At 40.9% G+C, this 15,062-nt stretch carries 15 protein-coding genes; 6 read left to right on the top strand and 9 right to left on the bottom strand.

Annotated elements, in window-relative coordinates; translation table 11 throughout:
- Window positions 1-9 precede the first annotated feature (9 nt).
- The 4 genes from L6W14_RS07855 (at window position 10) to L6W14_RS07840 (ending at window position 3,609) form a co-directional block, all read left to right on the top strand.
- Window positions 10-1,260 carry a glutamate-5-semialdehyde dehydrogenase gene (locus L6W14_RS07855; protein ID WP_131519794.1) on the top strand — a complete coding sequence of 417 codons (1,251 nt, stop codon included), beginning with the start codon at window positions 10-12 and terminating at the stop codon, window positions 1,258-1,260.
- Window positions 1,261-1,309: 49 nt separating this feature from the next.
- On the top strand, window positions 1,310-2,194 hold the full coding sequence (locus L6W14_RS07850) for a DMT family transporter (protein ID WP_131519793.1): 885 nt from the start codon (window positions 1,310-1,312) through the stop codon (window positions 2,192-2,194).
- A complete protein-coding gene (locus L6W14_RS07845) occupies window positions 2,194-3,156 on the top strand; it encodes a carbohydrate kinase family protein (protein ID WP_237900226.1) in 963 nt (320 codons plus the stop codon). The genes L6W14_RS07850 and L6W14_RS07845 overlap by 1 nt, the downstream gene beginning before the upstream one ends.
- A 63-nt stretch (window positions 3,157-3,219) precedes the next feature.
- On the top strand, window positions 3,220-3,609 hold the full coding sequence (locus tag L6W14_RS07840) for an RDD family protein (RefSeq protein ID WP_237900224.1): 390 nt from the start codon (window positions 3,220-3,222) through the stop codon (window positions 3,607-3,609).
- 122 nt (window positions 3,610-3,731) lie between these two features.
- On the opposite strand, the gene L6W14_RS07835 is transcribed toward L6W14_RS07840, so the two are convergent.
- The gene (locus tag L6W14_RS07835; RefSeq protein ID WP_237900222.1) at window positions 3,732-4,415 is read right to left on the bottom strand and encodes a hypothetical protein; all 684 of its coding nucleotides are present in this window, start codon (window positions 4,413-4,415) and stop codon (window positions 3,732-3,734) included.
- Window positions 4,416-4,509: 94 nt separating this feature from the next.
- Window positions 4,510-4,941: a GNAT family N-acetyltransferase gene (locus tag L6W14_RS07830; protein WP_066037722.1), complete on the bottom strand. Its 432-nt coding sequence runs from the start codon at window positions 4,939-4,941 to the stop codon at window positions 4,510-4,512.
- Window positions 4,942-5,066: 125 nt separating this feature from the next.
- Here L6W14_RS07830 and L6W14_RS07825 point away from each other — a divergent pair, with 125 nt between their 5' ends.
- On the top strand, window positions 5,067-5,519 hold the full coding sequence (locus tag L6W14_RS07825) for a MarR family winged helix-turn-helix transcriptional regulator (protein ID WP_237900219.1): 453 nt from the start codon (window positions 5,067-5,069) through the stop codon (window positions 5,517-5,519).
- 43 nt (window positions 5,520-5,562) lie between these two features.
- Here L6W14_RS07825 and L6W14_RS07820 read toward each other — a convergent pair whose 3' ends face one another.
- Window positions 5,563-6,918 carry an aspartate aminotransferase family protein gene (locus tag L6W14_RS07820; RefSeq protein WP_131519788.1) on the bottom strand — a complete coding sequence of 452 codons (1,356 nt, stop codon included), beginning with the start codon at window positions 6,916-6,918 and terminating at the stop codon, window positions 5,563-5,565.
- A gap of 140 nt (window positions 6,919-7,058) precedes the next feature.
- Between L6W14_RS07820 and L6W14_RS07815 the strand changes: the two genes are divergently transcribed.
- Window positions 7,059-8,696, top strand: coding sequence for a PucR family transcriptional regulator (locus L6W14_RS07815; protein WP_237900217.1), 1,638 nt, complete (start codon window positions 7,059-7,061; stop codon window positions 8,694-8,696).
- On the opposite strand, the gene L6W14_RS07810 is transcribed toward L6W14_RS07815, so the two are convergent.
- The 6 genes from L6W14_RS07810 to L6W14_RS07785 are packed head-to-tail and all read right to left on the bottom strand — an operon-like array spanning window position 8,685 to window position 15,048.
- A complete protein-coding gene (locus L6W14_RS07810; RefSeq protein WP_004229583.1) occupies window positions 8,685-9,512 on the bottom strand; it encodes an ABC transporter permease in 828 nt (275 codons plus the stop codon). The two genes, L6W14_RS07815 and L6W14_RS07810, sit on opposite strands and share 12 nt — an antisense overlap.
- Before the next feature lie 12 nt (window positions 9,513-9,524).
- The gene (locus L6W14_RS07805; RefSeq protein ID WP_009374228.1) at window positions 9,525-10,466 is read right to left on the bottom strand and encodes an ABC transporter permease; all 942 of its coding nucleotides are present in this window, start codon (window positions 10,464-10,466) and stop codon (window positions 9,525-9,527) included.
- Between the two features lie 16 nt (window positions 10,467-10,482).
- Window positions 10,483-12,039, bottom strand: a complete 1,557-nt coding sequence (locus L6W14_RS07800; RefSeq protein ID WP_009374229.1) for an ABC transporter substrate-binding protein — start codon at window positions 12,037-12,039, stop codon at window positions 10,483-10,485.
- A gap of 17 nt (window positions 12,040-12,056) precedes the next feature.
- Window positions 12,057-13,028 carry a P1 family peptidase gene (locus tag L6W14_RS07795; RefSeq protein WP_131519784.1) on the bottom strand — a complete coding sequence of 324 codons (972 nt, stop codon included), beginning with the start codon at window positions 13,026-13,028 and terminating at the stop codon, window positions 12,057-12,059.
- A gap of 3 nt (window positions 13,029-13,031) precedes the next feature.
- Complete coding sequence (locus L6W14_RS07790) at window positions 13,032-14,045, bottom strand: ABC transporter ATP-binding protein (protein ID WP_066037719.1); 1,014 nt, start codon at window positions 14,043-14,045, stop codon at window positions 13,032-13,034.
- A complete protein-coding gene (locus L6W14_RS07785) occupies window positions 14,014-15,048 on the bottom strand; it encodes an ABC transporter ATP-binding protein (RefSeq protein ID WP_237900215.1) in 1,035 nt (344 codons plus the stop codon). The genes L6W14_RS07790 and L6W14_RS07785 overlap by 32 nt, the downstream gene beginning before the upstream one ends.
- Window positions 15,049-15,062 lie beyond the last annotated feature (14 nt).

Raw genomic sequence — 15,062 nt, 5'->3', positions numbered from 1 at the left:
GAATGACAAATGACAAGTGAAATTCAAGAAAAAGGACAACGCGCAAAAGCCGCAAGCTACATGTTAAATATTAAAACAACCTGCGAGAAAAATGAGGCACTGAAAAAAATTGCAGAACAGCTATTAATCGATCAATCTGACATTATGGCTGAAAATGCAAAGGATTTGGCACAAGGGGAGCAGCAAGGTATCCCTGCGTCTACATTGGATCGCATCATGCTCAATGAAGAACGGATTGCAGCAATGGCCGATGCCATTCATTTACTCGTCTCCTTAAACGATCCAGTAGGTACAATTGTTGAACGTATTGAAAAAGACAATGGGCTCCGCATTGAAAAACGAATTGTGCCACTTGGTGTTATTGGTATGATCTATGAAGCTCGACCAAATGTCACGATCGATGCAGCAACACTCTCTCTAAAAACAGGTAATGCAGTTATTTTGCGCGGAAGCTCCTCTGCTAAGTTTTCTAATATGGCTCTTGTTGCAAGTATTCATCGCGCGCTTGCTAAAACATCCATCCCTACCGATGCTGTTCAATTAATTGAGGATACAAGCCGCGAAACAGCCAAAGAACTCTTCCATTTAAAAGAGTACTTGGATGTGCTCATTCCTCGTGGTGGCAAAGCGCTGATCGATTTAGTTGTCAATGAAGCGACTGTTCCTGTACTGGAAACAGGTGCAGGCAACTGCCACATTTACGTGGATGAAATGGCGGATTACATAAAAGCAGAGAAAATCTGTCTAAATGCTAAAACACAGCGTCCTTCTGTTTGTAATGCAGCAGAAAGCTTACTCATTCATCCTACTTGGTTTCAAGAACATGGCGTCCAGCTTTTAACGTCCCTTCATCATGCAGGTGTAGCCATCATCGGTGATGAGCAAATATGTCAGCAATTTGCAGCTGCTCTTCCAGCTACGGCGGAAGATTATGCGACAGAGTTCCTTGATTTAAAAATAAGCGTTAAATTGGTGGAAAATGTCTATGAAGCGATTGAGCATATTCAATACTTTGGCACAAATCATTCTGAGGCCATCATTACAGAAGATCAATTAACCGCCGAGACGTTCTTAAACAATGTTGATGCAGCAGCAGTGTATCATAATGCCTCAACCCGCTTCACAGACGGCTTTGAATTTGGCTATGGTGCAGAAATCGGTATTAGTACACAAAAGCTACATGCCCGTGGACCAATGGGCTTGCCTGCATTAACATCAACAAAATATGTTATTCATGGCAACGGCCAAATTCGTGAATAGCTGTATTTACTACTTATAGTTTACTAAAATAATAGAAGGAAGGTTTCGGATGAACATCTCAGCAATCATTAAACTAACCGTCTCCATGGCACTGTTTGGTTCCATCGGCTTTTTTACCGTTCACACTGGTGTTCCCGCTACAGAGCTTGTCTTTGTTAGATGCATTTGCGCAACCCTCTTTCTAGGTGGTATGTGGCTCATCACTGGTGGACATAAAACAGAGGTATGGGATAAGAAAGAAATTTTTCAAACGCTTATTTGCGGTGTCTTTATTGTGTTAAACTGGGTATTTTTATTTAAAGCCTTTGAGGAAATGTCCATTTCAATTGCCATTTCCATCTATAATTTAGCCCCCATATTTGTGTTAATTTTAGGCGCTATCTTTTTGAAGGAAAAAATGACCATTCAGGCACTTGTTGCAACAATCACTTGCTTTATCGGTAGTATTTTTATCATCGGTCTCAATAATTTTGTGTCGTTCTCAGAATTTATGCATTCTGGCTTTATCTGGGCCTTACTGTCAGCGGTATTTTATGCCCTTACAATGCTAACAAGCAAAACCATCACGAAGCTTAGCTCGTATGCGTTAACCTATATTCAAACAACAGTTGGAATCGTGATACTACTGCCTTTTATCGACCTCTCGCTGTTTGATGGATTAACGTCAACCAATTGGTTTTATATACTCGGCACAGGCTTTATTCATACAGGATTTGTTTACTATTTATTTTTTGATAGTATTCGTAGCCTGTCTACGATTCTTGTCTCCGTATTGGTTTTTGTCGACCCTGTTGTCGCCATTTTACTAGATATGCTATTGCTTGATTTTATGCCAAGCTTTACGCAAACGATGGGGATCCTTCTCATTTTCGCTGGTATTTTTTATACCATTTATGTTCCTAAGAAAAAGCGACTACCACAGGAGGTCTCATAATGGGCAAGCTCTTCACAATTGGAGAATTATTAATTGACTTTACACCGACACAGCAGCACGGCTCCCTAGCCAACATTGAACATTTTACTAAACATGCAGGAGGGGCACCTGCCAATGTAGCCGCTGTCTGTGCAAAGCTAGGACAGCAGGCGGGCCTTCTCACACAAGTCGGTCAGGATGCCTTTGGTGACTTCCTAATCAAAACGTTGCAGCAAGCAGGTGTAGATACACAGTTTATTCGTCAATCAACAGATGGTGAAACAAGTCTTGCCTTTGTTTCATTAAATGAACATGGCGAACGAGATTTTCAATTTTATCGCCGACATGCTGCAGATCTCTTATACAAACAGGAATACCTCCCCTCGCAGCTATTAACAGCGCACGATATCGTTCACTTTTGCTCTGTTAATCTTGTAGAGAGTCCTATGAAACAAGCACATCTTGCCCTTATTGAACAGGCACATCAAGCAGGAAGCCTTATATCCTTCGATCCGAATGTGCGCCTTCCTTTATGGCAGGATAAGACGGCGTGTTGTGAAACCATTTTAGCCTTTTTACCAAAAGCCCATATTGTCAAGCTTTCAGAGGAAGAACTGTTGTTTTTAACAACTCTAGAAGATGAACAGGAAGCTGTTCAAACGTTATTCAAGGGATATGTAGAAGTTATCATCATTACACATGGTGCTGCTGGGGCTACCTTATATACGAAAAAGCATCATGTGAAGGCTCCTGCTAACAAGGTACAAACCGTTGATACAACTGGGGCTGGTGATGCTTTTATTGGCGCGATTTTAAGTCAATTTCTTCATAATCAACTAACAGTAGATCAAGTGGTAGCTCATTGTGAACAGTATGCAATGTCTCTGCTATCTTTTGCAAACGGATATGCGGGCATTTCAACAACAAAGCATGGGGCGATTCCATCCTATCCTGTACTTTCATTAGATATGAAACTAGGATAAATCGAAACTTTTTGTCCTTATTGTTCGTATGTACTAGTGACAGGTCATTAAAGGAGGGCTTATATGGAATCGATGACAAAAAAACGCACAGCTGCATTTTTAATCGATACAGCTGTTTCAACAGCTGTCACGTTTGGAGTTGAATACTTCCTACGAAAAAAAGTAAAAAATGAGGCTGTTCATGCACTCGTTACGCCAACTGTGGTATTGTGGGCGCTAGAATATGCACAACACCGTAAAAACGGACAAACGATTGGCTACAAAGCAATGGGATTGACACTCGAAAATGAAGATGGTCGTCCATTATCAGAATGTCAAATTATTAAACGCATGGCTTATCGAGACACTATCAGTACGTTCGATTATCTTAAAGATCGCCAAGCCTTTGAGCAGCAGCATGGTCAACGTCTTCCTCATGATAGCTTTGCAGGTACGGTTGTAAAGAAAAAATAAAGGAAAGCTGCCTTATCGTTTGGGCAGCTTTCTTTAATTGGAGCATTTTGCTAAAGTGGTAATCTTCCTGATCGCCTGAACCATTACAGAAAGTAGCATGGAATTCTCTTTAGAGAAGTACGCTAATCTTTGGAAATAAACTGCTGTATATCCTTCGATAAAATCGCGTTTTCTGACGGAAACCAAAAATAAGTAGTACCATCAAATTGTATGCCATATTGAAAAGCAATGGCATCGTCTGTATAAAGGAGTACATCATAACGGTTCGTATCCCCATTTGGCTCAAAGGATGGGGCTGGTTTACTATTGACTAAAATTGCCTTTATATCTGCCATGTCAGACTGGTTTGTATAGCTAGCCGTTTTCCGATTGCCTTCTTCCGTAGATGAGTAAAATTCTATTTTCTTCACTTCTTCTAATGGAACCTGATCAAAATTCCGTCGCGGCGGAGCTTCAGCTCTTATCATATAAATTCGATAGCCATTAATAACCGACTGATCCTCTACCGCAATGGCATCGTCCAGACCCTTTATCGCATAAAGCTTTGTTCCCTTCTCATGGAAGGCTGCATCGCCATCCTTAAAGCGATAGGAAGTTCTTTTGATATGATCTGCCACTTTAAAATCAACTTCCCCTATTTCCTTATCAATGAATGAACGATCGGCTAACGCTACTTCATATACAGCTTCATATTGCTTACCATCCCATTTGATTAAATCAACCCATTCGATGATGACTTGACTACCGCAAGCAGTCAGTAACAACAAACACATGATACAAAGACATATCCATTTCTTCAACAACATCCCCCCTTTCAGCAGTAGACCCAAGCAACGATTAAAAAGTTACAAAGTATGACGCTAAGTCTGGCATGTTCTATAATCGTGTGAATTTCGTCTGCTACCAGTATTTCTTCATTAAAATATGGGGTATGCCACAATCCATAAATTCTTCACCTTCACGCTGATAGCCTAATTTTTCATAAAAGCCTTCTGCATAGGACTGAGCATTTAATTTTGCTTTTGTTAGCCCTTTATCTCGAGCAATTTGCTCTAGGCCCACAATAACTTCCTTACCAAGGCCATATTTGCGGTATTCTTCTAATATACAAATACGCTCCAATTTGCCATAGTCCTCTACAACTCGAAGTCTCCCTGTTCCAACAGGTTGCTCATTGTAATACACCAAAATATGATCGCATGGAGCATCCAGTGCATCAAATTCATCATATTCTTCTTCCTCAGGGACTTGCTGCTCTTCAATAAAAACGCTTCGTCTAAAATCAAACGCTGTTTGTAATTCTGCTTCAGTTGTCACTTTTTTTATAGTCATTACTATTCCTCCTAGTTTCTCCTGCCTTATCATCTTCTCTAGGTGCAATTTCACTTTGAAGATGATAGTATTAGTATAGAATGATTTTTATTGCAATTACAACAAAAATCTCAGGAGGATCGAACATGAAAGAAATCTTACGTGAAATAGGTGCCATAGCACGGGCATTAGACTCGATAAGCAATATTGAATTCAAGGAATTGGATTTGACAAAGGGGCAATATTTATATGTCATCCGTATTTGTGAACATCCAGGTATTATTCAAGAGAAAGTCGCAGAGCTATTAAAGGTAGACCGTACAACGGCTTCACGAGCTATTCAAAAATTGGAGACCAAAGGCTTTATTGAAAAACGAATTGAACAAGGTAATAAGAAAAATAAATTACTTTTTCCTACAGCTAAAAGCATGGACATCTATCCTTTTTTAAAACGGGAGGGCGAATATTCCAATGCCCGTGCGCTTGAGGGGTTTTCCAATGAGGAGATTAACAGCATTCACAGTCTACTAACACGTGTGTTGCATAACATCGAAATTGACTGGGAAGAGGTGAAGAAAGGGCATAAACGACAGTATTAAAGGCGATTCCTCGTGTTTTTCGCACATTTGGAATCGCCTTAGGCTAGACATTGGCTGCAAATACTCGTTTTAATACAGCAACCATAAAATCAAAGTCCTCGTCTGTACAGCACAGCGGTGGACTTAACGTAATGATATTATTGAAGCCTTCAACTGTATCACCATTTCTTCCAATAATTAAGCCATTTGCTTGACAATCAGCCATGATTTTCGCGATTAGCTCAGGCTTAGCAGGTGTTTGAGATTGTTTATCTTCAACCAGCTCGATGCCAATGAGTAACCCAAGCCCACGAATATCGCCAACGAAAGGCAGCTCTAATAGGTCTTGCAAATCATGTAGGAATTGAATACCCAAATCTCTTGCTCGCTGCACAAGTCCTTCCTCCTCCATGATTTTTATATTTTCTAAGGCCACTGCACAAGCTGCTGGATTGCCCCCAAACGTATTGATATGGCGAAAATGACTATAGCCGTCCGTCTCTTTAAATTTTTCATAAATGTCTTTCCGTATAGCTGTAATGGATAGTGGTAGGTAGGCACTCGTTAATCCTTTCGCCATGGTAATGACATCTGGTCGAATATCAAAATGCTGATGGCCAAATAGCTTACCTGTCCGTCCGAAGCCACAAATGACTTCATCCATGATGAGTAATACTCCATGCTTTCTACAAATGCGCTCGACTTCTTTGACATAAGTTGGATGTGGAATAAGCACTCCACCACCCGTGATGAGTGGCTCCATAATGACAGCCGCAATAGTTTCTTTTTGCTCCCAAATAATTTTTTCTTCCAATTCTCGGGCAAGTGCTAGGCTGTATGCCTCAATTGACTGCCCTTTTGGACGACGATAGTGATCAGGTGGAGCAACATGTAAGAAGCCTGGTGTCAGCGGCTCGTACTTAAATTTCCGTAATGCCTGACCTGTAGCTGCTAATGCCCCAAGTGAACTGCCATGATAGCCCCGATAACGAGCAATGATTTTGTAGCGGTTCCCTTCCCCATTTTGTTGATGGTATTGACGTATTAACTTAAACGCTACTTCATTCGCATCTGAGCCACTAGTGGAATAAAACATCATATAGTCATCATCAAGTAAGCTGTTTATTTTTTCAGCGAGCCTGATGGCAGGTTCATGGCTTTGTGTTAAAGGAGCATAGCAAAGCTTTTTTAGCTGCTCATACGCAACCCTAGCAAGACGCTCACGCCCATACCCTACATTCACTGCCCATAAGCCTGACATGCCATCTAAAAAGCGATTGCCTAAACTATCTGTAATCCATGCCCCTTCTCCCTGCTCAATAATGGGAGGTGCTTTGTCGTTATAGATAGACATGTGATGCCAAATGTTTTCATGATCTTTTTGCTGTAAAGTATGTGTAAACTGATCGTTTCGCTCCATATCATGACCTCCAATCGTGTATCATCGGTGTCTTTTTGTCTATCACCATTTTCCCTATTAAGCTAGTTAATATTGAAATTTTCTGATTTCTCTAACATAATGAAATAGACATTGTACATTCGAAGGGCAGGTGCTAATTGATGTCGAAACATCCTCTACTCGTACGTGATGTCCTCAAGCGCAAGCATTTTGAATCGGCGAAGCTTATTGCAGGGCAGCACGGCCTAGATCGCCAAGTATTGTGGACACATATATTAGAAATTAAAGATTTTGAAACCTTAATCAATGGTGGTGAATTAATTTTAACGACGGGTGTCGGTTTACAGCTAGAACGAGAAACACAAATAGCCTACTTACAAAACCTTATTCGTAATGAGGCAGCTGGTCTTTGTATAGAAATTGGCGACTATTTTGACCATGTTCCCGTAGAATTGATTGCCATGGCAAATGCCCATCATTTCCCTATCATCATCTTTGAGGAAATTGTACGATTTATTGATATTACGCAAGATTTGCACACGTACATAATTAATCAACACCAGCAGGCACTTACACAGCTAGATACACTATCCAAAACGTTTATGGAATTATCATTAATGCCAAATGGTATTTTAAAAATATTACAAGTGCTCCATCAAGATACAAATGCTCCCTTTCTATTTGTTTCAGAAGATACAAAAAGCTTTTATTATCCTATGGAGGCTAAAAAATATTTACGTGTCATGGAGGAGCATTGTCAGCAGTTAGAACTACAAGATCCCTTGTACCTTCTATCCTTGGGTAAAGACCATTTTGTCATTATTCCTGTTAATGGACTTGGACAAGTGTGGGGCTATTTATGTATGCATTCTGAACTGCCAAAGCAGAGTGATTACACCTTGTTAAATCTTGAACGAGCAACTATGTCGATTGCCCATATTTTAATGCGTAACCGCATGCTTCAAGAGCGACAGCAAAGCCGGGAAGATGAATTCATACTAGCCTTAATTCAAGGTCAGCCAGTAGATATTCAATACTACCAAAGCTATTTACCAATCGAAAGTCGTAATTTATTTTACCGAGTTATCGTGTTCAATCTACATGATGAAGCCAATACTGTACCTGAAGAAGAATGGCAGGAAATCCAGCTACAAAATGCCATGTATGTTCGTTCGATTCTGAAAAAGCTTGGCTTTTTCCCTACTGTTTCAGTAAGACAGCACGAGATAATTATTTTAGCCTTTTTCATTGCCGCAGATTATATGAAAGACAATCGCGACGCTTTTGATCAAGCCATTTCACAAATCATTGCAAGAAAAGCAGCACAATTTTTTGAGCAACTTACCCTTAGCTATGGTATTAGCAATGTCTATCAAACGATCGAAAGTGTTCATCTGGGCTATAAGGAAGCCAAATCAGCCATCCAAATGCAGCATCATCAATTGACGAGCTCCATCTATTATAAGGATTTAGGTGTTTATCGATTGTTATTACAGCAGGATCAAACAGCTCTCTTACAATTTGTAAAAGATTATTTACAGGAAATTTTAGTATTAGACCAAAAAAGTAGCCATGATTTATTTCAAACATTAGCTGTTTATCTGTCCTGTAATGGAGCTAAAAATGATACTGCAGAACAGCTGTTTATTGTCCGTCAAACACTTTACAAACGAATAGAACGCTTAGAAAGTATACTAGGTGCTGATTTTTTACAAGCTCCCCATCGCCTCAATATTGAGATGGCAGTTAAGGCATATGAACTGTTGCAAAAGACAGCACCTGATCTATTACGATTTTGAACGCGGGTCCATAAAATCTCGTAAAGCATTACTGAGCATATATAAGCCTAAAACAAGAATGGTAATGGCTCCTCCAGGGGCATACGTATACCAAGGGGCACCGATTAAATAGGCTTGTGAATCTTTTAACATTCTACCCCAGCTAGGGTTTGGTGGCTGTACCCCAAGCCCTAAATAGCTCAGTGCTGCCTCGGCTAACATGGCTGTCGCAAAAGTCACAGTTGCTGCCACAATAATTTGCGACGAAATGTTTGGCAAAATATGACGAAACATGATGCTATAAGGCTTAACACCAATTAATTTCGCTGCCAGCACATATTCCGAGTCACGTTGTTGCACAAAGCCACTGCGGGCAATCCTCGCAATAGCAGGTATCGCGATAATCCCCAGCGCTATCGCTGTATTCGTTATTCCTGGGCCGAATACTGCTACAAGCATTAATGCTAAGATGATTCCTGGAAAGGCCATTAAAGCGTCCATCGTACGCATAAATATTTCATCGACCCAGCCACCAACATAGCCTGCAATTCCGCCTATGAGAATACCAAATATCGTTCCAATCGCAACAGTTAATAGACCCACCGCAAAGGCTGTTTGTGTCCCCTTCATAATGCGACTAAAAATATCTCGCCCAAATTCATCTGTTCCAAACATATAGGCACCACCTGGACCACGCAATTTTTCAGGTATATTCATCGCGTTGACATCATGGGGTGTATAAAAAAAGCTAACAATCATGACGAGCAGAAAGCCAACAATGACGAGGAGACCAATGACTAAATTGATTTTTTTAGTATAGCGCTGTAATTGTTTCATGGTAGTCACCTCTTAACGTAATCGAATTCTAGGGTCCAACACAGAATATAAAACATCCACGATAAAATTAATCATGACGACAGCTACTGTAATATACATAACGATCCCTTGTACGAGTGGAAAATCACGATTACTGATAGCCGTAATCAATAACTGACCAATCCCTGGCAATGAAAACACCTGCTCCACAATAATCGTTCCTGCCACAACCTCCGCCATAATCAACCCAAAAACCGTCAATATCGGAATCATGGAATTTTTCAAAACATGCTTATACATTACATTTTGTTCAGACATCCCTTTACTGCGTATCGTACGGACATAATCGAGCTGGACCTGCTCCAAAATGGCTGTACGAACATAACGAAAATTCACCGCAATTTGGGGAATCGCAATCGTTAAGGCAGGAAGTATTAGGGTACTGAGCGCCCCTGCTACACTTTGTGTCCAAGGTATATAGCCACTTATTTTAAAGAAGCTGAACTGTAGGCCAATGTAAAGAATAAGCATCATCCCTAACCAAAAGGAAGGCACTGCCATACCGATCTGGGTTACAGTCGATAATGACACATCACTTAATTTATTTTGTCTTCTTGCTGCAAACATCCCTAAAGGTAATGAGATGATTAAGACAATGATAAGGGTGAGTCCTGCTAATGACATGGTGACAGGAAGTCGATCAAATAGTAATTCTTTTACTGGCATGGAAAATCGAATGGAATTCCCTAATTGCCCTGTCAATAAGCCCTTCATCCAATCCACATATTGTTCATAAAGAGGACGATCCAAGCCAAGCTCAGATCGTAAATTTTCAATTTGAGTGGGATCCGCCTCTGTTCCTAGCATTGTGCGAACTGGATCACCAGGTAAAATTTGAAAAACACCAAATGTAATAATGGATACTAGAAGGATGGTTGTTATTAACAGGATGATTCGACGTAGGATATACATCATAAGCACTCATCCCTTTCTAGTTTGAAAACTTGACCTCTGACATATCGTGGAACCAGAATGGATAGCTCTTGAGCCCCGTCACCTGTTTGTCAGATCCCCAAACGATTTGATAATCCGCAATATACACTGCTGTTGCCTGCTCAGCTAATATTTCCTGTGCACGATGATAGTACTCTATTTGCTTGGCTTGGTCGGTTTCCTTTAAAACATCAGCCATAATTTTGTCGTATTCTTCATTTTTAAATAAGAAGAAGTTTTCACTATCGTTTGTAGAAATGTAATCATTCAACACTTCAAAAGCAGATGCACGACCTGTTAAGTCAATCGTTGTCATTGCATAGTCACGACCAAAGTAAACGCGATCTAGCCAAATTCCCCATTCCACTACTTCAATTTCTACATCAATTCCGATCTCTTGTAGATTAGCTACGACAATTTGGGCAATATTTGAGTAAATATCATTGTGTGAAGACACTGTAATTTTTGTTTTAAAGCCATCCGGATATCCTGCTTCTGCTAATAACGCCTTCGCTTTTTCCACATCTCGCTCATACATGCTTTCTAAGCCCTTCTTTTGGAAATCGCCCATCGCTGGACTCATATTAGAGCCAAGTGGCACAGCATAGCCTGCAAACACAGAGTCAATAATATCGGCTTTACTAATGGCGTAATTGATTGCTTGACGAACCTTCACATTGTCAAATGGTGCCTTTGTTTCGTTAAATGTAACAATAAGAGAAGAGTTATTATTTTGGTGTGATAAATTATAGCTTCCCTCTACCTCGCTCACACGGTGCCAAGGAACACTCGTTAAATCAACTTCGTTTGCCATTAAGCTCATAATGGCTGCCTGATCATCTGATTGGAAGGCAAAGGTTACTTTATTCAAATAAGGTAATCCTTCTTGCCAATACTGTTCATTTTTCTTAAGCTCTAAATTTGTACCTGGTGCATATTTCACAAAGGCAAATGGACCTGTACCAATTGGATTTTCATTATGCTTCCCATCATTGCTCTTTGGAATAATAGCTGATTGTCTGCCTGTTAATGAATACAAGAAATTTGAATTTGGCTCTTTTAGCTTAATCACAAATGTACTTGCATCAGGCGCCTCTGTAGATGCTACATTATCAAAGCTATTGGACATTTTTTCCCCACCATTTTTCCCCATTAAACGGTCAAAGGAATATTGAATATCCTCCATCGTTAAATCATCACCATTATGAAACTTCACACCTTGGCGAATTTTAAACGTATAGGTTAAGCCGTCCTCAGAAATTTCATAGCTTTCAGCAAGTCCCTCCTTTAAGGAGCCATCCGTTTCAGGAGCCATTAGCCCCTCAAAGATATTTAGAATCATTTGATAAGAAATGGACGCTGTCGCTTTATGTGGATCTAAAAAATCTGGATCATCATTCACACGTACAACAATTTCCTGTGGAGCATCTGTTGCCGCTTGACCATCTGTAGTACCTGAAGTAGTCGTCGTTTTCTCTCCATCACTTGAACACGCTGCCATAACGATTGCCATTAACACTGTTAGTAGTATTAATCCGCTTTTTTTCCATTGCATGGCTGTTCCCCCTTTTTCTAAGTGCTTGTCTTTTGAATGCTTGTATAACTCTCAACATCCGCCAATCGTTCAGCGGCTTTAATGCCAGCCAGAATTGCTTCCTCCATCACCTTTGTCGCTAGCTGGCCTAAATAATCAAGTGCATAGGATTGATTCCCTGTACCAAGCACAAAAATCGTATCGCCATCCAGCATCGTATGAACAGGATAAATCGTGCGTGCTAAGGCATTTTGCGTAAGCTGCGCAATCTTTTTAGCCTCAGCCTTCGTTAGCTTGGCATTCATTGCCACAACACCAATGGTTGTATTTGTACCCGCTAAAGCCTCTGATTGTGCATGTTGCTCTAAATAGGCACAGCAATCCACCCATTGACCAGAATGCGTATCTCTTGCTCCAGCTAAAATTTTCCTCGTTGTCGGGTCCTTGACATCTCCAACTGCATTGACAGCCACGATAGCACCTGCTACAAGACCATCTTTTCCCGCATAGGAAGCACTACCAAGTCCACCCTTCATAGCAAATTCTGGACCAGCTAATTTGCCTACAGTTGCTCCGTAGCCTGCGCCTACATTGCCATTTGGAAATGAGCCAACTTGTGCCGCTTGTGCCGCTTCATAGCCCATTAGTGCTGTAGGTCGTGCATGTGGATCACCGATAAACAAGTCAAAGAGTACAGCACTTGGTACAATCGGTATTTTTGCTACTCCTGCATCTACCCCAATCCCTTGCTCCTCTAAAAATTGCATGACGCCTGTAGCAGCATCTAACCCAAACGCACTACCCCCAGCTAAACAAATAGCATGAACTCGGTCAATTTCATTGATGGGATCTAACGCATCTGTTTCACGAGTACCTGGTGCAGAGCCTCGAACATCCACTCCACAAACTGCTCCGTTTTCCACTACTAGCACCGTACAGCCTGTGATGCCCTCCTTGTTCTCGCGATGTCCTACCTTAACACCTGGCACATCCGTTATATTGCCAAACATTCTTCACACCTCACTTTTTAAATAATTATAATTTTCTGATTTTTTATCATATAAAAAACAGGCTACTCGTTGATGATCATTTTCATTGTGAAGCTTCGGTCTCTCCTGATGGCATCTTTCCATCACATGCGGGCAACGTGTATGAAAGACACAGCCAACAGGTGGATTCATCGGACTTGGTAACTCGCCCTGTAAAAGTATTTCTTGCTTAGGCTCATCAAAATTAACAACTGGTATTGCAGATAGTAATGCTTGTGTATAGGGATGCAACGGATTGGCATATAGCTCCTTCTTTGTCCCAATCTCCACTACTCTACCTAAATACAGCACTGCCACACGGTCACTAATATGCTTCACAACGCTTAAATCATGTGAGATAAATAAATAGGTTAATTGAAATTCATCCTGTAAATCCATCATGAGATTGAGCACTTGTGATTGCACCGACACATCCAATGCTGAAACGGGCTCATCGGCTATAATGAATTCTGGATGAATCGCTAATGCCCGTGCAATTCCAATACGCTGCCGCTGCCCACCAGAAAATTCATGTGGAAATTTATGCATGGCATCCTCAGGTAGCCCTACCTTTTGTAATAGCTCCTTCACACGCTCTTTGCGTTGCTCCTTCGTCAAGGTTAATTGTAGCTTCATCGGCTCTTCGATTATAGAACCGATTCGCATTCGAGGATTGAGAGAGGCAAAGGGATCTTGAAAAATCATTTGCATTTGATTGCGGTAACTTTGTAACTTATTCCCCTTTAAATGCTGGATGGGTTGTCCTTTATACAACACTTCTCCTGCTGTTGGTTCAACAAGCTTTAAAATTGTTCGCCCAAAGGTGGATTTTCCTGAGCCTGATTCGCCAACAATACCAAGTGTTTCCCCTCTATAAATCTCAATCGAAATATCATCAACCGCTTTTATGACCTTTTTCTCTTCCTTCATCGACTTACGCTTCACAGGAAAGTAGGCTTTTAAATGATTAATTTCCAACAAAACTTCTTTCTCTGTCATGAGCCAGCTCTCCTTTCTCCGTGAATAAATGACAGCGTACCTTATGGGCCTCCTGAATGTGATGAACAGCAGGTTGCTCCTGATGACAATGTGCCAGCGCATGGGGACAGCGTGGCGCAAAGCGACAGCCGTCAGGTAATGCATACGCAGGTGGCACAGTACCAGGAATCGATGGTAGCCTTTTGACATCTGTTTCAAGGCTTGGCATCGTCTTTAAAAGCGCTGTTGTATAAGGATGCTGTGGATTTAAAAAGAGCTCTCTTACTGGGGCCTCCTCGACAATCTGTCCCGCATACATCACCATAACGCGGTCAGCTGTCTCTGCAACAACGCTCATATCATGGGTAATGAATAAAATGGCTGATCGATGCTCTTCCTTCATTTTTAGCATCAGCTTTAAAATCTGTGCCTGAACCGTGACATCAAGTGCAGTAGTTGGCTCATCCGCAATCAATAGCTGCGGATTATTCGACATTGCGATGGCAATCATAACTCGTTGTCGCATCCCGCCTGAGAGTTGGTGAGGATATTCAGCGATGACCTTTTCTGCATTCGCAATCCCGACTTCTTTTAAAAGCTGTAGCGCTTTATTCCATGCCTCTTTTTTCGATACCTTTTGGTGTCTTCGTATGCCTTCAATCATTTGATTGCCAATCGTAAAAACGGGATCTAAAGAGGTCATGGGCTCTTGAAAAATCATACTAATTTCATTGCCTCGTATACGGCTCATTTCTTTATTTTTATAGGTAAGTAGATTTTTACCGTTTAAAGTGATAGAACCTGACGTAATTTCTCCTGGAGGTATAGGCAGCAGCCGCATAATGGCTAAGGATGTAATACTTTTGCCACTTCCCGATTCACCAACCAGTGCAACGGTTTCTCCTTTATGAATCGTAAAATTCACATCTTCCACAACTTTTGCCTCTTTGCCATTTTTTAAATGGAATTTAATTGATAAGTGATTGACCTCTAAAAGCACATCTTTTTCTTTTGGCTGTTCCATATGCGTCCCTCCAT

The organism is Lysinibacillus sp. ACHW1.5, from assembly GCF_022014815.1.
Taxonomy (GTDB): domain Bacteria; phylum Bacillota; class Bacilli; order Bacillales_A; family Planococcaceae; genus Lysinibacillus; species Lysinibacillus capsici.
This window is presented reverse-complemented; position numbering and strand designations above follow the sequence as displayed.